Here is an 18,812-nt window from a genome sequence, read left to right as displayed (position 1 = left end):
CACCGAAATGCTCAGTTCCTGGGAAACCGCTTCCACTGAGGCGCCCTCCGGCGGCAACAGTCGAGCGAGCGCTTTGTCCTTGAATTTTTGTCCGTATCGAGCCACTTCGTTCTCTTCTCATCGCCCCCGGGTTTTGGATTCTATCGAGGCGACAACTATTCTGACTCAGGGGGGGCCAGACCAGCCGGCGGGCGCAGGGGCTGGCTCGTCGATCTGTTCGGCAGGGTCGGGTTCGTTGATGTCGTTCTGGTCGCCAGCATGGTGGGCTTCATCGTCATTGGGCGTGGTCCCGGCTAGGGGCGGAGCGCATTGCCAGCTGGGCTTCTTGCGCAGGCGCAAGCCTCCCTGTTGCACCCCGCGGACTCCGTCAATGGGTTCACCGGCCGATCAGGACCGATCGCCTCGACCGGTGCGTGTTGCTGGCGAGGCGGTCGCGTGATCGAGGGCGGCAATGTCGTCGTGCTTGGACTACCTTTCTAGAACAAAGCGGTTGCGACACCTTGGGATGTTTGCGGGGGCGCGCGACGCGGATGGTGGGATTGGGAGGGCGCATGGACGATCCATGGGGGAGACGGGACGACGGGAGGCCACGGCCTGCAGATCCGCACGCCAGGGGCAGGGCGGTGCTAGGTGCTGATGGACGATCAGTGACGCAGACGCTCGGCGGGAGAACCGCGCGCACGTTGGCGGGATTGCTTATCGTCGCCTTGGCGGGGAGCGCGACCGTCCAGGCGGCATCGTCGTCGGCGGCGCGCTTGCTTGAGAAGGGGACGGCCTACGAGCATGGCGAGGGCGTCGATCGCAATCCGGCACTGGCGGTTTCGTACTACTGCAAGGCGGCGCGGCTGGGCAGCGTGGAGGCGATGTTTGCGTTGGGGTGGATGTATGCGAACGGCCGCGGGGTGGCGCGCGACGATGCGGCGGCGGGCGCTTTGTTCTCCGTTGCGGCCAAGCAGGGGCATGCGCAGGCCAAACGCATGTTGCGGTATACCGGTCCGGGCAACGGCCGCCTGCCATCGTGCCGGCAGTTGGCGGTGACGCGACCGAGCGGTCCGACCGGCGCGCTGCTTGCGGATCTGCCGCCGGCGCGCCGCAAGGTGGCCGATCTGGTGGCCTGGCTGGCGCCGGACTACGGCGTGAACCCGCAGTTTGCGCTGGCGATTGCGGCGGTCGAGTCGAACTTCAACCCGGCGGCCCGTTCGCCGAAGAACGCGGTTGGGGTGATGCAGCTGATTCCCGAGACGGCGACACGCTTCAACGTGGGCAATGCGCATGATGCGCGGCAGAACGTGGCGGGCGGGCTTGCTTATCTGCGTTGGCTGCTGGCCTATTTCGAGGGTGACGTGCGGCTGGTGGTGGCCGCCTACAACGCCGGCGAAGGGGCGGTGGAGCGCTATGGCGGCGTGCCGCCTTACCCGGAAACACGTGCCTACGTGGCGCGCATCGCCACGTGGTTTCCCCGGCGTACGCATCCGTATGACCGGCGCGTGGTCGAGTCGTCGCCGATAGTGCGCCGTTCGGGCGCCCGGTAGTTCGATCGGCGAGGCGTCAGGGGCGGCGATGAAGGCGCTGGTGATGGTCAAATATGACGAAGGTGGGGCGTTGCATGGCGTCTACGGGCCTGAGCGAAACGGCGACGACGGGCATGTCGGAAGAATCTCCGGATATCTGTTTGCCGGCCCCGCAGCTGGCGCATGGGGCGCTGGTGATTCCGCCGTTCCGGGTGTGCTTCTTGAACCAATGGTTCATTCACTGGCAGCCGATGCGCATCGAGCTGGCGAACCTGGTGCCGGACCGGTATCGGATCATGGTGGTGCAGAACTTCTGGATCGAGGATCCCAACCCTGATCTGACGCAGTGCCTGGCCGGCATCTTTCTCGCGCGGCGCCGGCGCGATGGCCAGTGGGAGGCGGCGGAGAACTGGCCGGTGGAGTGCCGCAGCATCGCCGCCATCGGCGAGCTCGATCTGCGCGACGCCGCGCATCCGCGCCTGACGCACGAGCCGCCATGCTGACCAATGCCACGCGCCGTGCCTTCGATGTCATCGAGGTGACCAACGAGATGCCCACTCACCGCATGGGCGGTGTCGGCACGGTGATGGAGAGCCTCATGAGCGGGCTGACGGCGGAGGGCCTTCGGCCCTTGTGGTTCGTCACCGATCACGGCTATCGGCCGGGGCAGGTCGAGGCCTTGCTGGCGTGTTTTGCCGAGGTGGCCGTTGGCCGCGCTGAAGACCTCGACGCCTTCGAGGCGCCGCTCTTGCATGTGCACAGCTATCAGCAGAATCCTGCCCTGCATGCGCAGTTGCGCCGCCGCCGGGCGATCTACACCGTGCACTCGCTGCTCGCCTTCGAGGAGTCGTCCAACGGCGTCGCGTTGGGTGGGGCGGTGTGTGGCCAGGAGGCCATGATTTCGCTGGCCGACAGCGTGGTGCTGCTGTCCGAGTCGGAGCGCAGCAAGTATCACGCGCTGGGCTACGAGGCGTTGAACGCTCGGGTGCATGTGATCCACAACGGAGTGCGCTGTGCGGCGCCGTACCGGGCGCCACGCGGCAAGCGGGTGCTCGGTTTCTGCGGCCGCCTGGTGCCGCGCAAACACCCGGAGTACGTGCAGTGGATGCTCACCGAGCCGGGTTTCGAGACACGCCAGGTGCTGATCGCCGGGCGCGGCTTCAGCCCCTATGCGCGCGACCTGCTGGATCGGCATGGCTTGGCGGACCGGGTGCGCTTTCTGGGGTGGTGCGCCGGGCCGCGACTGGAGGCTTTCTTCGACGCCATCGACGTGCTGGCGGTGCCGACCATCTACGAGCCCTTCGGGCTGGTGGCGCTGGAGGCGGCGGCGCGCGGTATTCCGGTGGTGTGCCCGCGCACCGACGGGCTGGTGGAGGTGCTGGGCGAGTACGCCTTTTATTGCGAAGACACCAGTTACCCGGCGTTCCGCGAGGCCATGCGTTGCTGGGATGCCGCCTCGCCGGCCGCGCTCGCGGCACTGTGCGAAGGGGCGCGGGCGCGCTATCTCGAGGCCTTTACCGATTTGGCGATGGGCCAGCGTTACCGGGCGCTGTTCGCGCAGCTCATGGCGGAGCCGGTGCCGCCGGAATCTCGTCCACCAGGCAGCGAAAACCGAAATCGCGCACCGCATCGGCCGGCGTGAAGAAGCCGCGGTTGGACTGGCGCATTTCGACCGCGATCGAGCCCCAGGCGGCGCCGCGCACGACGCGCTTGTGCAGTTTGTCGACGTACACCTCCGGGTCTTCGGTCGGCTCGCGCGACGAGCGGCTTTGATAGACCTCGGGGTCGTACCAGTCGGCGATCCATTCCCAGACGTTGCCGACCATGTCCACCAGGTTGAATCCGTTGGGGGCGAAGCATCCCACTGGCGAGGTGCTGCCTTCCCAGTCGTGGTTGTCGATGTAGTTGGCGTCTGCGGGGCCGATCGTGTCGCCCCAGGGATAGAGGCGGTCGGCGTGGCCGCCGCGGGCGGCGTATTCCCATTGGGCTTCGCTGGGCAGGCGGCCGCCCCCCCAGGCGCAGTAGGCGCGCGCCTGTGCCCAGGTGACGTTGGTGACCGGGTGGTCGAGCTTGGACCAGCCCGGATTGTGCTTGGGCGCGGGCGGCATCGCTTGCCCGGCGGCGAGTGCGAAGCGCTTGTAGGCGGCCACGGTGATGGGGCCGCGCGCGAGCCAGAAACCGCGGGTGAGGCGCACCGGATGGCGGGGCTTTTCGTCGTCGTAGCGTTCGTCGGCGAGTGTATCGCCGGGAGCGCGCCCCATGAAGAACTCGCCGGGCGGGATCCACACGTAGTCAAGCTCGTCCTGCGGATGAACTCGCACCGTGCCAGCGGCCAGCTGGGCGGCCTGGGCCAGGTTTTGGCGGCGTGCGTCGATCGCCGTGCGCAGCCGGGCGATCATCGTGCCGACGTCCTGGTGAAAGCTCAGATGGTGGACCGGATGGGCCTGCAGCGCAGACAGGCGGGCGAGTTCCGGTGGCAAGGCCTCGGGGGGCGGCAGCGAGGCTTCGTCCACCAGCAGCGGGATCACGCGCACGCCGCGGGTGAGCGCTGCGCCGATCTCCAGGCGCACCCAGTCGTCGGGCTTGTCGAGGCGCCGCCGGCCGTAGTTGTCGGCGGTGGTGAGCCAGCGCTTGCCGATCACCACCAGGCAGCCCTCGCATTGGCGCAGGGTCTGGTCGATGACATGGGTGAAGTCTTCGCCGGCGGCGATTTTCTCGACATCCATGAACACCCGGATATCGGGAAACTCGCGCTCGAGCCGGTCGTACAGCCGACCGGCGTGGCCGGCGCTGTCGTCGCGGCGATAACTGATGAAGATTCCGGACATGGCGGGCAGGGGGGACGAGGATCGGAACACTTCAACTTAGACGATGGTGCCCGCTTCGTCTGTGCGGCGGTGCCTATTCGCCAGGGACTTCGAGGAAGCGGGTGGCTTCTTCCAGCTCGCCATGGGTTCGCGCCTTGCCCAGCACGTTGACGAACTTCTGCCAGGCCCGGTCGGCATGGTCGATGCGCAGCAGGGCGATATGGTGATCATGCGAGCCCAGCCGCAGCACGGTCACCGCCATCACGCTCCAGTCGGCGACGCCCAGCTCGATGATGACCGTGCCCTGCGTGCCGGCAGGCAGCTTGGTGGTGCTGCGCGCGCGAAAACCGGAGGCCGAGCATTCGAACACGGTGATGTCGAAGTTGCGCCGCACGCCGAACTGGCGCGTGGAGAATTCGCCGGGGCAGACCACCGAAAAGCGCCGGTGCGTGCGCCGGCGCATCTCGGAGCGGGGGGCGTCGTCGGGCACCGGCGGCAGGACGCTCTTGAACTCGGGCAGATCGTAGATGGAATGCAGCAACATCAGTTCGCGCAAACGCAGGCGGGCGAAGGTCTGGGTGCGCTGGTTGAAGAAGTGGTCCATCAGCGCCGGGATCATGATCGGATCGGTGGTGGTGTAGAAGCGCTTGAGCGGCCACTGGATGTTGGGCAGGTTGATGCGGGTGAAGTAGCGGTAGAGGTTTTTCTCGGGCGGCAGGCCGTCGTAGCGGCGTCGAAAGGCCGTCAGGGCGAAGTCCAGGTCGAGGTGGGCGCCGACAGCGGGGGCGCCGTCCACGAAATCGTAGTGCTCCACCGGGCGTTGTTTGAGGCGCCGGAAGCACAGGATGGCTTCGTAGAAGCCGATGTGGCGCGGATTGACGGCGATCACCAGGTGCCGCGTATCGAACTGCAGCGTTGCGTACTCGTACATGAACTTGAGCAGCGGCATCAGGATGCGCCCGCTGGCCGAGCGGAAGCGGCGGTCGATGGCGAGTGCGGAGACCTCGGCGATGTTGCCGCCGGCCTCGCGGATCGAGGCGATGTCGAAGATGCGCTGCATGGGAAAGCCCATCGCACTCTCGCGCACCAGCGACACCGTGCCCACCACGCGGTCGCCATGGCGACACAGCAGGGTGGAGGTGGTGGGTAGCGCGTGATACACGGTGACCCGCAGCCCCGACGGGGCGGGCTTCATGAAGCCTGCGTCGACATAGGCATCGTGGAGCAGGCGAAAGCAGGCTTCGAGCTCTTCGCGGGTCTCGGCCAGCTTGAAGACAAATTTGTCCGACAGCTCGGGTTCGCAACGTATGGCGCGGCTGTAGGCCGCAAAACGCCAGCGCGCCGGCAGTCTGTCCAACAGCGGGCGTAGTGCGGTGCGGGCGAATCGTTGCAGGGACTTTTTCATCGGTTGGCGCAGCCGGCAGAGGGCTGCGCGCTGTGCGCCAGGGACCGATTGTAGGGCTTGCCGGTGGTCGCGAGTAAAGGAATGTGTCACCAAGGGGGCGATATCTGTCCCGGCAGCCTTGGGCGGAGGCGCCAAGGGCGCCGGTCAGGCGGCGATGACGGTGTTGCGTCCGAGGCTGTGTGGGATGTCGCGTCTGGGCGTTGCGCTCACCCGACCGGCGGGGGTATGACGGCGACACGGTGTGAGCGCGCGTCGGTCTCCGCTTGCAATCGTGTCAGCAAGGCCTCGCTGCACGCGTGAAGTTCGGCCGAACCTTGGCGGATGGCTTCAGGATCTTGCGCCGGGCCGCCGGCCATGAGCTGCTCGCCGATCGCGTGCAGCCGCTTGTGGAGGGTGTCGATCTCGTCGAAAGGGTGGGCTCCCGTGGCGTTGCCACGCTTGGCATCCAGACAATGGCCGAAGCGGCATCGGCGTGGGTCCGCTTCCGGTTTCACGGCGGATCGTCCCTGCAGGAAAGCGTCGAGCGTATCGAGCCAGGCGCGGTGCTCGGAGGCGGCATAGATCAGTTCGATCTCGTGCTGCGGGAGCCGGCCGGTTTGTGTCCACGTTGCCGGCGCGGTCCAGTTGGCGACCCAGTCGACCAGTGCGTCGGCGGGCATCGGCCGGGCGATGCCGTAGCCTTGCGCCTGCTCGCAGCCCAGTTGCAGCAGGAGTTTGCCGTGCTCCTCGGTTTCGACTCCCTCGGCAATGACTTCGCGGTGAAAGGCGCGCGCCAGGCCGAGAACACCTTCCAGGATGGACAGGTCGCCGGGGTCGTGCAGCATGTCGCGCACGAAGCCCTGGTCGATCTTCAGCACGTGCACCGGCAGTCGCTTGAGGTAGATCAGCGAGGAGTAGCCGGTGCCGAAGTCGTCCAGCGCAAAGCGCACGCCCAGTTCGGTGCAGGCGGCGATGACCGAGGAGACATGGTTGATGTCTTCGAGCGCGCTGCTTTCGAGGACTTCGAGCTCGAGCCGGGCCGGGGGCACGTCGGGATGCTTGGCAAGCAGCGCCTGCAAGCGCGAGGGGAAGTCGGTTTGCTGCAGATGGTAGGCGGCCAGATTGATGCTGACGGTCAGGTCGAAGCCGCTACGCCGCCAATGGTCGATCTGCGCCAAGGCGGTGGAAATGACCCATTCGCCCAGTTCGGCCACTGCGTGATGGGACTCGACATCGGGCAGGAAAAGGCCGGGCGCCAGCAGGCCGCGCTGGGGGTGCTGCCAGCGGATCAGCGCTTCGGCACCGATCAGGGCGCCGCTGCGCATGTTGACCTTGGGCTGGTAGTGCAGCACGAACTCGTTGGCCGCGATGGCATGGCGAATCCGGGCAATGTGTTCGTGGCGGCCACGCACTGCGCGGTCCAGCTCGGCATCGAACAGATGGAAGCGGTTCTTGCCCGCCTGCTTGGCCTGGTACATGGCCTGGTCGGCTTGGCGGATCAGCTGGTCGGAGTCGAGATCCGTCTGGTCGCGGTAGTGGGCCAGGCCGATGCTTGCGGATACCTGGAGGCGTTGGTCGCCGATGTGGATCGGTGCCGAGATCGTGTCGAGCAGGCGACGGATGATCGCTTCGTGCGACTCGTCGGCGCGGTGATCGGGCAGCACGATGACGAATTCGTCGCCGCCGAATCGCGCCACCGTGTCCTCTTCGCGCAGTGCGGTGGTGAGCCGCTCGGCGATGGTGACCAGCACCCGGTCGCCCACGGCATGACCCAGCGAGTCGTTGATCTCCTTGAAACCATCGAGATCGAGGTAGGCCAGCGCCAGCTCTCCCCGGTTGCGACGTGCGCGCGCCATCGTCTGGCTGAGGCGATCGACCAGCAGGACGCGGTTGGGCAGCCCGGTGAGGTCGTCGAAGAAGGCCAGGCGTTCGAGCTGGTGTTCGTGTTCCTTGAGGCGGCTGATGTCCGAGAAGACGGCGACGAAATGGGAGACGGCGCCGCTGTCGTTGCGCACCGCCGAAATGGTCAGGATCTCCGGGAACACTTCGCCGGACTTGCGGCGATTCCAGATCTCTCCTTCCCAGAACCCTTTGTCGTGCAGGCTGCGCCACATGGTTGCGTAGAACTCGTTCTCATGGCGGTCCGAGCGCAGGAGGCTGGGGTTCTTGCCGATGGCCTCGTCCTTGGTGTAGCCGGTGATGCGGATGAATGCGTCGTTGACATCGAGGATGCTGCCGTCTGCGTCGGTGATGATGATGCCTTCGCGGGCGCTGCCGAAGACGCTGGCGGTCAGCTGCAATTCGACCTCGGCCAGCTTGCTGGCCGACACGTCGATCTGGGTGCCGGAGACGATCACGGGCTGACCGGCGGCCGAGCGCTTGGTGATTTGGCCGCGTTCGAGCAGCCACACCCAGTCGCCGTTCTTGTGGCGCATGCGCACTTCGCAGGCGTAGTGGGGGTGCTCGCCCGACAGGTGCTGCTTGAGCAGGGCCGCCGATTTCTCGCGATCGTCGGGATGAAGCAGGCGCTGGCGCTGGGCGGCGGAGAAGGGCTGCAATTCGTCGGGGGTGTAGCCGAGCATCTCGGCCCACTGGTCGTTGATGATGATCCGGCCGCTCGCGAGCTGCCACTCCCAGGTGCCGGCGCGCGTGGCCTGGATGATGCCTTCGAGCCGCATCTGGTTTTGCAGCAGCTGGGCGGTCTTGCCATGCACCACGTAGCGCAGGCGCAGGTTCCACAGAAACCCCCACACCAGCAGCGCGGCGAGTGCGGCGGCATAGGGCCAGTAGGCCAGCAGATTCAGGCCGCTGTCGGGCAGCGGCGTTCCCGCCCACTTGTTGCTGATGCGCTTCAGGGCCCCGCTTTCGCGGGCATGCGCGATGCCCTTGTTGAGAATCGAGCGCAGCAAGCGGTTGCCATCGGCGACCGCCATCGCGTTGTGGCCCACGTACAGCGGTTCTCCGACCTTCTTCATGTGGGGGTTCAAATCATTGCTGTACAGGTAGTGCAAGACGATCTGCTCATCGCCGATGAGCGCATCGGCCCGCCCGTCGATGACGGCGGCCGCGGCCGTCCCGAACTCGTCCGTCGCCACCAGGGTGAAGTCGACGCCTTTGCTGCGCAGGAATCCCTCGGCGTAGTCGCCGCGCTGCATGGCAATGCGCTTGCCGTTGAGATCGGCCAGTGTGGTGATGTCCGGCCGATCGGCCTTGACGAAGATCGTGGCCGGGACGTCGAAGACCGTATCGGTGAAATCGAAGGTTTTGTCGCGCGCTTCGCTGTAGAAAAAGCTGGTCAGGACCTGGGCGCGGCCTTCGAGCACGGCGCGCTGGGCCTCGAGGAACACGGTGTCCGTGAATTCGGCATGAAAGCCGAACTCGGTGCTGATCCAGGTGGCCAGCTCGATCATCATGCCCTTGCGCGCGCCGGTATTGGGATCGACGAATTCGAAAGGCGGATAGGCGGTCTGGCTGACGAAGACGACTGGGGTGGTCTTGGTCAGGAATGCGCGCTCTTCGTCCGACAGGATCGTTGAGCTCTGTGATTGCGCATGCGCCGCCGTGCCGATGATCGCGGCGACGATACACAGCGCGAGATGGAGCAGGAAGCGTAGTACCGTCAAACGAGGAGTGCTCATGGTCGGAGGGCGAAATACCGAACGGGCCTTCGACATGACCCATAGGCAAGCGGCGCGTTTGCCCGATGATAATCTGAAAGTAATAGGTTCGGTCTGCGCAGAGCGCAGTTTGGCGGCGATTTCATCGCCGCTCGGCGGTCAGCGAGGGGCGCGGACGATATTGGCATCCAGACCGACTATCGCCGGTTTCGGATCGATCCGTTGGGCAATCTCGGTCGGCCGAGGGTTCCGCCGATTTCAGGCGAGGGCGCGGAAACTGTCGGGCAGGAGCACGGTTTGCAGGCTGCGCTGGGTGAACAGGAAGCGGCCATCGACGCGAAAGCCCAGTGCCTCCCAGGGCACTGCGGTGTTCAGCAGATGAACGGCTTGTGCCAGCGGCATGGCCGGATCGTGCGGAAACAAGGCCAGGATGGCCCCGTCGTAGGCGGGCGCCGGATGCAGGAAGAAGGGCGCCTCGCGCCGGGTGCGACCGTTGACATAAATGCGCGGCGCGTCGGACTGCGGATAACCGCGCCCCCAGTGCCACCAGTTGGCCTCGTCGAAGGGGCGCACGCGCCGGGCCAGCAACCGCGGCTTGTGCGGCAGCAGATCGGGGTGCGGCTGGTTGTACAGCATGCGGCGGGTGGTGCCGGTGTCGATGGTGTGCGAGCACACGAAGTCGACATTGCCGTCGGGATGGGCAAACACCTCGTCCGCGCCGGACACCGCGCCGACCTTGACGCTGAACAGCGTGGCCAGCGGCACGCTCATATGCGTCGGGGCGAAGGCAAGCTGGCCGTCCATCTCGATGAATTGGCGCGTTTCCCAATCGGCGTCCTGCAGGCGGCGATAACGGGTCTGGCGGCTGAAATTGCCCTTTTCGAAGCGGAAGATGGCGCAGTTGGGCACGGCGCCGGCAAAGATGCGGGTGTCGCCGGTTTCGATCCAGTGCGTGATGGTGCCGGTGTCGAACAGCCAGCGATTGAGCTTGCGCGCGGCAGTGAGCTTGATGAACTCGCGCGGCACGATGAAGATCAGCTCGCCACCGTCTGCCAGATGGCGCACGCACTTGTCGATGAAGAACAGGAACAGGTTGCTGCGTCCGTCGAAATGCGCCATGTCGAGCCGCGCCCGCGTCGGCTCGGGAATGTCCTGGAAGCGCACGTAGGGCGGATTGCCGATGATGGTGTCGAAACGCTCGGCGAGTGGATAGGCGAAGAAGTCACCCTGGACGACCGATCCGGCGACCAGTTTGGGGTCGTACTCGATGGCGGTGCAGCCGGGCTGTCGGCTGCTGAAGGCGCCGGCACCGGCGGAGGGTTCCAGCACGCGCCCGCTGCGTTGGCGCAAGGCCAGCATCAGGTCGACGATGTGCGGTGGGGTGAAGACCTGGCCGAGGGTGGTGATGTCGCGAGCGGGCAAGAGCGTCAGGCCGGATGGGGGAGCGGAGGCGCAACGTTAGCGCATGACCCGGCAAGGAGCAATGATCGCCAGCGTGCCGGGTCCACAAACAAAAAGCGCGGCCGAAGCCGCGCTCATGCGATCGATATGAATCCGATCAGACTGCGCGGATGGCAGCAGCCTGCAGACCCTTCGGGCCCGTGCGGACTTCGAACTCGACGCGCTGGTTTTCAGCCAGGGTGCGGAAGCCGTTGCCCTGAATTTCGCTGAAGTGTGCGAACAGGTCGTCACCACCGCCATCGGGCGTAATGAAGCCGAAGCCCTTGGAGTCGTTGAACCATTTCACGGTGCCGGTTTGAGTGCTCATGTATATCGTGTTCCATAAAAAAACAAAATCTGGGCGCGAGGGCCCACCTGCAGGAACTATCAAGAAACGTGCTGAGGGGATTCAAACGTGGGCGGTTTGACCTAACACCGCGAAGAAACACCTGCAAGGACAACTGCTTGAAGCGACTGCTCCGACACAATACACGTTTTTTACGGGGTGTCTAGTGCTTTCTGGCAGCGCCGGCGCCCGACACGGTGCGCCGCTCGGGGCGTCGAGATGGGATAATCGCGGCCAACGATGAGCAAAAAAGGCATGGCATGACAATCCAGTGGTTCCCGGGGCACATGAATTCGGCGCGCAAGAAGGCGGCCGAGGCCTTGGCCAAGGTCGACGTGGTGATCGAGGTGGTCGACGCACGCCTGCCGGCGGCCAGCAGCAACCCGATGATCGAGACGCTGCGCGCCCATCGCCAGCGCCCCTGCCTCAAGCTGCTCAATAAATCCGATCTGGCCGACCCGCAGGCCACCGAGGCGTGGCTCGCGCATTTCAATACCCAGCCGGGGGTGCGGGCGGTGGCCATCTCCTGCAAGAAGCCCGGCGAAGTCGCCCGCGTGCCCAAGCTGTGCCAGCAGTTGGCGCCGCACCGCAACGACGGCACCAAGCCGCTGCGCATGATCATCATGGGGATTCCCAACGTCGGCAAATCGACGCTGATGAACGCCATGCTCAAGCGCCGGGTGGCGGCGGTGGGCGATGAGCCGGCGGTGACCAAGTCGCAGCAGCGCCTGGATATCAGTCCGACCATGTCGTTGATTGACACGCCGGGCATGCTGTGGCCGAAGATCGCCTATGAATCCGATGGCTTCATGCTGGCGGCCAGCCATGCGATCGGCGTCAACGCGGTCGCCGAGTTCGAGGTGGCGGCGGTGCTGGGGCAGATTCTGCTCGATCGCTATCCGGCGCGCCTGATCGAGCGCTACAAGACCGACATCACCGGTTTCGACGGTGTGCGTCTGGTCGAGGAGGTGGCGCAGCGGCGCGGTTGCCGGCTCAAGGGCGGCGGGCTGGATGTGGACAAGGCGGCGTTGATCCTGCTGTCGGACTACCGCAGCGGGGCGCTTGGCCAGATCAGTCTGGAAACGCCACAGAGCCGCGCCGCGATGATCGACGCCGCCAAGGCGCAGGCGGCAGAGGGCGACGATGCCGAGTCGCCGGATGAAGCGGAAGCCTCGTGATGACCGTATCGACTCTCCGCTGCGGGCGGTTCGCGCTGGATTTGTCCTCGCCGAAGATCATGGCGATCCTCAATCTGACGCCGGACTCATTCTCCGGCGACGGCATGCTCAAGCAGCGCGATGCGGTGCTACGTCGCGCCGAGGCGGCGCTCAAGGACGGCGCGCATCTGCTGGATCTGGGCGGCGAGTCTTCGCGCCCAGGCGCCGAGTCGGTGAGCGAGGCCGAGGAACTGGATCGGGTGCTGCCGATCGTCGAGGCCCTGGCCGGTTGGGATGTGCCGGTGTCGGTCGATACCGTCAAGCCGGCCGTAATGTCGGCCGCGATCGCGGCCGGCGCTGCGATGATCAATGACATCAACGCATTGCATGCACCGGGCGCGCTCGAGGCAGTCGCAGATAGCGAGGCGGCGGTGTGCCTGATGCACATGCAGGGTGCGCCACGCACGATGCAGGCGGCGCCGCACTACGATGACGTGGTGGCGGAAGTCGCCGCTGCGCTGGCCGAGCGCATGGCGGCCCTGCTGGCCGTCGGGGTGGCGCCCGAGCGCATCCTGATCGACCCGGGTTTCGGCTTTGGCAAGACGCTGGCGCACAATGTGGCCTTGTTTCGCGCACTGCCGACATTCGCCCTCCAGGCGCCGGTGCTGGTGGGCGTGTCGCGCAAGTCGATGCTCGGCACACTGACCGGCCAGCCGGTGGAAGGACGGGGGGTGGCGAGTGCGGTGGCGGCGGCCTTGGCGGTGCAGGCCGGTGCGGCGTGCGTGCGTGTGCACGATGTGGCTGCCACGCGTGACGCGTTGGCGGTGCTCGAAGCGCTGGCACCGTGAGCATGTCCTCGCGGGCGGCGATCGGCAGATGTCATAATGCGCCGTTAGTTTGCGAGCGGCGGCCGGCAGGGCGTGCGGCCGTTGCGATCGGATCGGATTTTGAGGTTGCTTCTCTATGAGTAGAAAGTATTTTGGTACGGATGGTGTGCGCGGTCGCGTCGGCGATGCGCCGATTACCCCGGATTTCGTCATGCGCCTCGGCTACGCCGCCGGGGTGACGCTGGTGATGCGCGAGCAGCTGCCCAAGGGCGAGCGCCCGACGGTGCTGATCGGCAAGGACACGCGAATCTCCGGCTATATGCTGGAGGCGGCGCTGGAAGCCGGGTTTTCGGCCGCCGGTGTCGACGTCATCCTGGCCGGCCCGATGCCGACACCGGCCGTGGCCTATCTGACGCGGGCGCTGCGTCTGCAGGCGGGCGTGGTCATCTCCGCCTCGCACAACCCCTTCTACGATAACGGCATCAAATTCTTTTCGGCGGGCGGCACCAAGCTGCCGGATGCCGTCGAGAAGGAGATCGAGGCGCATCTTGACGAAGGCATGGGCTGCGTGTCGTCCGACCGTCTCGGCAAGGCCCGGCGGATCGAAGATGCGGCGGGGCGTTACATCGAATTCTGCAAGAGCACCTTCCCCAATGATCTCGACCTGCGCGGCATGAAGATCGCGCTCGACTGCGCCCATGGGGCGGCCTACCACATTGCGCCGAAAGTGCTGCACGAACTGGGTGCCGAGGTGGTGTCGGTGGGCGTGCGCCCCGACGGCCTGAACATCAACGACGGCGTCGGGGCGACCTCTCCGACGCATCTGCGCGATGCCGTGCTGACGCATGGCGCCGATCTGGGCATTGCGCTCGATGGTGACGGCGACCGGCTGGTGATGGTCGACTCGGCCGGCGAAATTTACGATGGCGACAAGCTGCTCTATGTCATCGCCGTGGCGATGAAGGCCGCCAACCGGCTCGAGGGCGTCGTCGGGACGCTGATGAGCAACCTCGGCTTCGAGCATGCCATCGGTCGCTTGGGCGCCGCGTTCGCCCGCGCCAAGGTCGGCGATCGCTATGTGCTTGAACTCATGCAGGAAAAGGGATGGCGGCTCGGGGGCGAGAATTCCGGGCACATCATCAGCCTCGATCATCACACCACCGGCGACGGCATCGTTTCGGCGCTGCAGGTGCTGGCCGCGCTGCGCCTGCGTGGCGTCTCGCTCAAGCAGGCCTGTGCGGACTTAGTCTTCTATCCGCAGTGTCTGATCAACGTCCGCATGCCGGCAGGTTTCGACTGGCGGGCCGACAGCCGTATCGCCAGCGTGGAAAAGACAACGGCCGAAGCGCTTGGCGAGCGGGGGCGTGTACTTTTGCGCCCGTCGGGGACCGAGCCCTTGCTGCGGGTGATGGTCGAAGGGCGGGATGCCGACGAAGTCAGCCGCTACGCCACGCTGCTGGCCGACACGGTTCGCGCCGCATTTGGTGAAATGGTCTGAGTGCGCCCGCGGCTCGCCAGTTTGCCGAGCCCGGGGGTGGGCGGTTACAATCGCCGGATTTTTCCGCCCTTGCCACAACGCGTATGAGAACAAAACTGGTCGCCGGGAACTGGAAAATGCACGGACGGCGCGAGATGGTGGCATCGCTCGTGCCGACGCTGGTTTCCCGCTTGCCGCAGGGGCCCGAGGTGGCGGTCTGTGTGCCTTTCGTGTACCTGAGCGATACCCAGGCGGCCATCGGCGGCGCGCGCCTGCAACTCGGTGCGCAGGATGTCAGCGAGTGCGAAGACGGGGCGTTTACCGGCGAAATCAGTGCCGGCATGTTGAACGAAATGGGCTGTCGCTACGTGATCGTCGGTCACTCCGAGCGTCGGGCGAGGCATGCCGAGTCGAGTCAGCGTGTTGCAGAAAAGGCGGCGGCGGCCTTGCGTGCGGGGATGACCCCGATCGTATGCGTGGGGGAAACCCGCGAGGAGCGCTTGTCGGGGCGCACCGCTACGGTGATTGCGGCCCAGTTGGCGCCGGTGCTGGCGCTCGGCGCGTCGCTGGTCGAGCGGCTGGTGATTGCCTACGAGCCGGTCTGGGCGATCGGCACCGGCCTGTCCGCCAGTGTGGCCGAGGCGGCCGAGGTGCATGCCGACATCCGCGCTGCGCTGGCGAAGGTGTCGGCTGCGGCGGCGAAGACGGTCAGAATTTTGTATGGCGGCAGCGTGAAGCCGGAAACCGCGCCGGCCTTGTTTGCGGTGGATGACATCGACGGTGGCCTGATCGGGGGCGCCGCGCTCGATGCCGAAGCTTTTTTGGCGATCTGCAATGCGGCAGTCGTCGTTTGATAAGAACTTTCTAGTTCAGGAACGAGTGAATCATGGGTAGCTATCTGTTTTCGATTGTACTGACCGTGCATGTCCTGGTGGGTATCGGTGTCATCGGGCTGGTCTTGCTGCAGCACGGCAAAGGCGCGGATGCCGGGGCCGCGTTCGGCAGTGGTGCGTCGGGTAGCCTGTTTGGTGCATCCGGTTCGGCCAACTTCATGAGCCGGACGACCGGCGTGTTGGCAACCGTCTTCTTTGTGACCAGCCTCGGGCTGAGCTACCTTGCCAGCAGCGCGCGGACGGTGCCCGCCAGCGTGATGGAGCAGGCCGTTCCCGCGGCTGGCGAGACGGTTCCGGCCCCGACGAGCGGTTCGGATTCGAAAGTGAATACGGTGCCCAAATAAGGTGCAAAAAAGTTTGCGCAGCGCGGTAGAAGTCGTATAATTCGTCCCGCTGTAACGCTATGTGTGCCGACGTGGTGAAATTGGTAGACACGCCATCTTGAGGGGGTGGTGACGTAAAGTCGTGTGAGTTCGAGTCTCACCGTCGGCACCAGAAATACTTGGACGCCCGCAGTATGCGGGCGTTTCCATGCGGATTTTCCGCAAACAAAGACCGGGATCGATGATGCTCGAAAACTATTTCCCCGTGCTTGTTTTCATCTTGGTCGGGCTCGCCTTTGGTGTCGCGCCGATCGTCATGGGTCGGCTTATTGGGCCGCACCGCCCCGATAGCGAAAAACTCTCCCCCTACGAGTGCGGCTTTGAGCCCTTCGAAGATGCGCGCATGAAATTTGATGTGCGTTATTACCTGCTCGCTATTCTTTTCATTATTTTTGATCTGGAGATTGCCTTCCTGTTTCCGTGGGCAACGATTCTCCAGGAAATTGCCGGTACTGAATCCCTGCGCTTGTTCGGTTTTTTCGAGATGCTTGTCTTCTTAGGCATTCTCCTGATCGGTTACGTCTGGGTGTGGAAAAAAGGCGCTCTGGACTGGGAGTGATTCTCCGGCTGCTTCACCCTTGAATCTGCCTTGCGGCAAGAGGTGACATGAGTATCGAAGGTGTTTTGAAAGAGGGTTTTGTCACGACCTCTCTGGATACGGTAATCAATTGGACCCGTACCGGATCGTTGTGGCCGATGACTTTCGGTTTGGCCTGCTGTGCCGTTGAAATGATCCATGCCGGCTGTTCGCGCTATGACCTAGACCGCTTCGGCGTGGTGTTTCGGCCTAGCCCGCGTCAGTCGGATGTCATGATTGTTGCCGGTACGCTGTGCAACAAGATGGCGCCGGCCCTGCGTAAGGTCTACGACCAGATGGCCGAGCCGCGCTGGGTGATTTCCATGGGCTCCTGTGCCAATGGGGGTGGGTACTACCACTATTCCTACTCCGTGGTCCGGGGCTGCGATCGGGTTGTTCCGGTCGATGTCTATGTGCCTGGCTGCCCGCCGACTGCAGAAGCGTTGATCTACGGAATCATTCAGCTGCAGCGGAAGATCCGGTCGACCAATACCATTGCGCGCTGACCGGAAGGTAATGAAATGACGACGAAAATTGAACGTCTCTCGGTCTTGCTCAGCGAGCATTTTGGCGAACGCGCCAAGTCGATCGTGGTTGATCGGGGCGAAGTGACCATCGAGGTTGCGGCTGATGATTGCCATGCGGTTGCCATTGAGTTGCGGGACCGTCCGGAATTTGGCTTTGATCAGTTGATCGATGTTTCCGGCGTGGATTATTCCACCTGGGGTAATCGTGAATGGACGCGTGAGCGCTATGCCGCGTCGACCCATTTGCTGTCCATTGTCAATAATTGGCGTTTGCGTCTGCGCGCCTTTGCGCCGGATGATGGCTTTCCGGTGCTCGATTCACTTTGCGATGTGTGGCCCAGCGCGAACTGGTTCGAGCGCGAAGCTTTCGATCTGTTCGGCATCATGTTCTCCGGTCATCCCGATTTGCGCCGCATCCTGACCGACTATGGATTTGTCGGCCATCCTTTCCGCAAGGATTTCCCGGTCTCCGGTTATGTGGAAATGCGCTACGACCCCGAGCAGGGTCGGGTGGTGTATCAGCCCGTCACCATCGAGCCGCGCGAGAATACGCCGCGGGTGGTGCGCGAGGCCAGTTACGGAGATGTCGGTCATGGCTGAAATTCGCAATTACACGATCAACTTCGGGCCTCAGCACCCGGCCGCGCACGGTGTGCTGCGCCTTGTGCTCGAACTCGCCGGCGAAGTGGTCGAGCGTGCCGATCCGCACATCGGTCTGTTGCACCGCGGCACCGAGAAGCTTGCCGAGACGCGCACCTGGGTACAGTCGGTGCCGTACATGGATCGCCTCGACTATGTGTCGATGATGTGCAACGAGCATGCCTATTGCATGGCAATCGAACGCCTTCTGGGTGTCGAGGTGCCGGAGCGCGGCCAATATATCCGCGTGATGTTCGACGAGATCACCCGGATTCTCAATCATCTCTTGAATATCGGTACGCACGCGCTGGATATCGGCGCGATGACCATGGTGCTCTACACGTTCCGCGAACGTGAAGACCTGATGGATGCCTATGAAGCGGTGTCCGGTGCGCGGATGCACGCGGCTTACTATCGGCCGGGCGGTGTGTATCGCGATTTGCCGGATCGTATGCCGCAGTACGAAGTGTCGAAGTGGAAGAATGCCGAGACGGTTCGTCAATTAAATGAGAACCGTCAAGGTTCGCTGCTCGATTTTCTGGAAGACTTCACCAATCGCTTCCCGAAATACTGCGACGACTATGAAACGCTGCTCACCGACAACCGGATCTGGAAGCAACGGACCGTCGGTATCGGTGTGGTGACGCCTGAGCAGGCCAAGGCCTGGGGCTTTACCGGGGCGATGTTGCGCGGCTCGGGCGTGGCTTGGGATTTGCGCAAGAAGCAGCCGTATGAAGTGTATGACCGGCTGGATTTCGATATTCCGGTGGGCAAGGAGGGCGATTGCTACGATCGCTATCTGGTGCGCATGGAAGAGATGCGCCAGTCGAACCGGATCATCAAGCAGTGTATCGAGTGGCTGCGCAAGAATCCCGGACCGGTGATCTGCGCCAACCATAAAGTGGCGCCGCCGTCGCGGGAGTCGATGAAGGCGAACATGGAAGAGCTGATTCACCACTTCAAGCTCTTCTCGGAAGGGATGCATGTGCCGGCCGGTGAAGTGTATGCCGCTGTCGAGCATCCGAAAGGCGAATTCGGCGTCTATGCCGTTTCGGATGGGGCGAACAAGCCGTATCGCCTGAAGCTGCGCGCACCGGGTTTCGCGCACCTGTCGGCGATGGACGTGATGGCGAAGGGGCACCTGATTGCCGACGTGGTCGCCATCATCGGAACCATGGACGTCGTGTTCGGCGAGATCGATCGCTGAGACGGGCCGAAGAACGCAAA

At 64.4% G+C, this 18,812-nt stretch carries 17 protein-coding genes and 1 tRNA gene; 13 read left to right on the top strand and 5 right to left on the bottom strand.

Going from position 1 to position 18,812, the window contains the following annotated elements; translation table 11 throughout:
• Positions 1–647: 647 nt before the first annotated feature.
• The 3 genes from I8J34_RS21755 to I8J34_RS21745 are packed head-to-tail and all read left to right on the top strand — an operon-like array spanning position 648 to position 3,153.
• On the top strand, positions 648–1,532 hold the full coding sequence (locus I8J34_RS21755; RefSeq protein WP_230411954.1) for a transglycosylase SLT domain-containing protein: 885 nt from the start codon (positions 648–650) through the stop codon (positions 1,530–1,532).
• Between the two features lie 53 nt (positions 1,533–1,585).
• Positions 1,586–2,014, top strand: a complete 429-nt coding sequence (locus I8J34_RS21750) for a hypothetical protein (RefSeq protein WP_214363736.1) — start codon at positions 1,586–1,588, stop codon at positions 2,012–2,014.
• Positions 2,008–3,153: a glycosyltransferase family 4 protein gene (locus I8J34_RS21745; protein ID WP_214363735.1), complete on the top strand. Its 1,146-nt coding sequence runs from the start codon at positions 2,008–2,010 to the stop codon at positions 3,151–3,153. Before I8J34_RS21750 ends, I8J34_RS21745 begins: the two co-directional genes overlap by 7 nt.
• Here the strand turns inward: I8J34_RS21745 and I8J34_RS21740 are convergent.
• The 5 genes from I8J34_RS21740 to I8J34_RS21720 form a co-directional block, all read right to left on the bottom strand.
• Positions 3,074–4,339 carry an SUMF1/EgtB/PvdO family nonheme iron enzyme gene (locus tag I8J34_RS21740; RefSeq protein ID WP_214363734.1) on the bottom strand — a complete coding sequence of 422 codons (1,266 nt, stop codon included), beginning with the start codon at positions 4,337–4,339 and terminating at the stop codon, positions 3,074–3,076. The two genes, I8J34_RS21745 and I8J34_RS21740, sit on opposite strands and share 80 nt — an antisense overlap.
• Positions 4,340–4,412: 73 nt before the next feature.
• Entirely contained in the window at positions 4,413–5,723 is a 1,311-nt protein-coding gene (locus I8J34_RS21735; protein ID WP_214363733.1) for an N-acyl amino acid synthase FeeM domain-containing protein, read from the bottom strand.
• Positions 5,724–5,929: 206 nt separating this feature from the next.
• Positions 5,930–9,340: an EAL domain-containing protein gene (locus I8J34_RS21730; RefSeq protein ID WP_214363732.1), complete on the bottom strand. Its 3,411-nt coding sequence runs from the start codon at positions 9,338–9,340 to the stop codon at positions 5,930–5,932.
• 237 nt (positions 9,341–9,577) lie between these two features.
• Positions 9,578–10,741, bottom strand: a complete 1,164-nt coding sequence (locus I8J34_RS21725) for an Eco57I restriction-modification methylase domain-containing protein (protein WP_230411953.1) — start codon at positions 10,739–10,741, stop codon at positions 9,578–9,580.
• A gap of 136 nt (positions 10,742–10,877) precedes the next feature.
• A complete protein-coding gene (locus I8J34_RS21720; protein WP_214363731.1) occupies positions 10,878–11,087 on the bottom strand; it encodes a cold-shock protein in 210 nt (69 codons plus the stop codon).
• A 278-nt stretch (positions 11,088–11,365) separates the two neighbouring features.
• Between I8J34_RS21720 and ylqF the strand changes: the two genes are divergently transcribed.
• The 10 genes from ylqF (at position 11,366) to I8J34_RS21670 (ending at position 18,792) form a co-directional block, all read left to right on the top strand.
• Positions 11,366–12,283, top strand: a complete 918-nt coding sequence (gene ylqF / locus I8J34_RS21715; protein ID WP_214363730.1) for a ribosome biogenesis GTPase YlqF — start codon at positions 11,366–11,368, stop codon at positions 12,281–12,283.
• On the top strand, positions 12,283–13,110 hold the full coding sequence (folP, locus tag I8J34_RS21710) for a dihydropteroate synthase (protein ID WP_214363729.1): 828 nt from the start codon (positions 12,283–12,285) through the stop codon (positions 13,108–13,110). The genes ylqF and folP overlap by 1 nt, the downstream gene beginning before the upstream one ends.
• A gap of 115 nt (positions 13,111–13,225) precedes the next feature.
• Positions 13,226–14,587 (top strand): phosphoglucosamine mutase, encoded by a 1,362-nt coding sequence (gene glmM / locus I8J34_RS21705; RefSeq protein ID WP_214363728.1) that lies wholly within the window; start codon positions 13,226–13,228, stop codon positions 14,585–14,587.
• Positions 14,588–14,670: 83 nt separating this feature from the next.
• Positions 14,671–15,420, top strand: coding sequence for a triose-phosphate isomerase (tpiA, locus tag I8J34_RS21700; RefSeq protein WP_214363727.1), 750 nt, complete (start codon positions 14,671–14,673; stop codon positions 15,418–15,420).
• A 32-nt stretch (positions 15,421–15,452) separates the two neighbouring features.
• A complete protein-coding gene (secG, locus tag I8J34_RS21695; RefSeq protein WP_214363726.1) occupies positions 15,453–15,803 on the top strand; it encodes a preprotein translocase subunit SecG in 351 nt (116 codons plus the stop codon).
• Positions 15,804–15,868: 65 nt separating this feature from the next.
• Positions 15,869–15,954: transfer RNA gene (locus tag I8J34_RS21690), tRNA-Leu, on the top strand.
• A gap of 72 nt (positions 15,955–16,026) precedes the next feature.
• Positions 16,027–16,401: an NADH-quinone oxidoreductase subunit A gene (locus tag I8J34_RS21685; protein WP_214363738.1), complete on the top strand. Its 375-nt coding sequence runs from the start codon at positions 16,027–16,029 to the stop codon at positions 16,399–16,401.
• A gap of 47 nt (positions 16,402–16,448) precedes the next feature.
• Positions 16,449–16,925: a NuoB/complex I 20 kDa subunit family protein gene (locus I8J34_RS21680; RefSeq protein ID WP_144173266.1), complete on the top strand. Its 477-nt coding sequence runs from the start codon at positions 16,449–16,451 to the stop codon at positions 16,923–16,925.
• Positions 16,926–16,940: 15 nt separating this feature from the next.
• Positions 16,941–17,546 carry an NADH-quinone oxidoreductase subunit C gene (locus I8J34_RS21675; protein WP_214363725.1) on the top strand — a complete coding sequence of 202 codons (606 nt, stop codon included), beginning with the start codon at positions 16,941–16,943 and terminating at the stop codon, positions 17,544–17,546.
• Positions 17,539–18,792, top strand: coding sequence for an NADH-quinone oxidoreductase subunit D (locus tag I8J34_RS21670; RefSeq protein ID WP_214363724.1), 1,254 nt, complete (start codon positions 17,539–17,541; stop codon positions 18,790–18,792). Before I8J34_RS21675 ends, I8J34_RS21670 begins: the two co-directional genes overlap by 8 nt.
• The last annotated feature ends 20 nt before the right edge of the window (positions 18,793–18,812 follow it).

Source organism: Denitromonas iodatirespirans, from assembly GCF_018524365.1.
Taxonomy (GTDB): domain Bacteria; phylum Pseudomonadota; class Gammaproteobacteria; order Burkholderiales; family Rhodocyclaceae; genus Nitrogeniibacter; species Nitrogeniibacter iodatirespirans.
This window is presented reverse-complemented; position numbering and strand designations above follow the sequence as displayed.

What these genes read in the sequence shown, in the direction of transcription:
- I8J34_RS21675 (WP_214363725.1), top strand. Translation starts at nt 16,941, where the DNA reads ATGACGACGAAAATTGAACGTCTCTCGGTCTTGCTCAGCGAGCATTTT.
- tpiA (WP_214363727.1), top strand. Translation starts at nt 14,671, where the DNA reads ATGAGAACAAAACTGGTCGCCGGGAACTGGAAAATGCACGGACGGCGC.
- I8J34_RS21745 (WP_214363735.1), top strand. Translation starts at nt 2,008, where the DNA reads ATGCTGACCAATGCCACGCGCCGTGCCTTCGATGTCATCGAGGTGACC.
- I8J34_RS21680 (WP_144173266.1), top strand. Translation starts at nt 16,449, where the DNA reads ATGAGTATCGAAGGTGTTTTGAAAGAGGGTTTTGTCACGACCTCTCTG.
- glmM (WP_214363728.1), top strand. Translation starts at nt 13,226, where the DNA reads ATGAGTAGAAAGTATTTTGGTACGGATGGTGTGCGCGGTCGCGTCGGC.
- I8J34_RS21730 (WP_214363732.1), bottom strand. Translation starts at nt 9,340, where the DNA reads ATGAGCACTCCTCGTTTGACGGTACTACGCTTCCTGCTCCATCTCGCG.
- I8J34_RS21685 (WP_214363738.1), top strand. Translation starts at nt 16,027, where the DNA reads ATGCTCGAAAACTATTTCCCCGTGCTTGTTTTCATCTTGGTCGGGCTC.
- I8J34_RS21740 (WP_214363734.1), bottom strand. Translation starts at nt 4,339, where the DNA reads ATGTCCGGAATCTTCATCAGTTATCGCCGCGACGACAGCGCCGGCCAC.
- secG (WP_214363726.1), top strand. Translation starts at nt 15,453, where the DNA reads ATGGGTAGCTATCTGTTTTCGATTGTACTGACCGTGCATGTCCTGGTG.
- ylqF (WP_214363730.1), top strand. Translation starts at nt 11,366, where the DNA reads ATGACAATCCAGTGGTTCCCGGGGCACATGAATTCGGCGCGCAAGAAG.
- I8J34_RS21750 (WP_214363736.1), top strand. Translation starts at nt 1,586, where the DNA reads ATGACGAAGGTGGGGCGTTGCATGGCGTCTACGGGCCTGAGCGAAACG.
- I8J34_RS21735 (WP_214363733.1), bottom strand. Translation starts at nt 5,723, where the DNA reads ATGAAAAAGTCCCTGCAACGATTCGCCCGCACCGCACTACGCCCGCTG.
- folP (WP_214363729.1), top strand. Translation starts at nt 12,283, where the DNA reads ATGACCGTATCGACTCTCCGCTGCGGGCGGTTCGCGCTGGATTTGTCC.
- I8J34_RS21720 (WP_214363731.1), bottom strand. Translation starts at nt 11,087, where the DNA reads ATGAGCACTCAAACCGGCACCGTGAAATGGTTCAACGACTCCAAGGGC.
- I8J34_RS21670 (WP_214363724.1), top strand. Translation starts at nt 17,539, where the DNA reads ATGGCTGAAATTCGCAATTACACGATCAACTTCGGGCCTCAGCACCCG.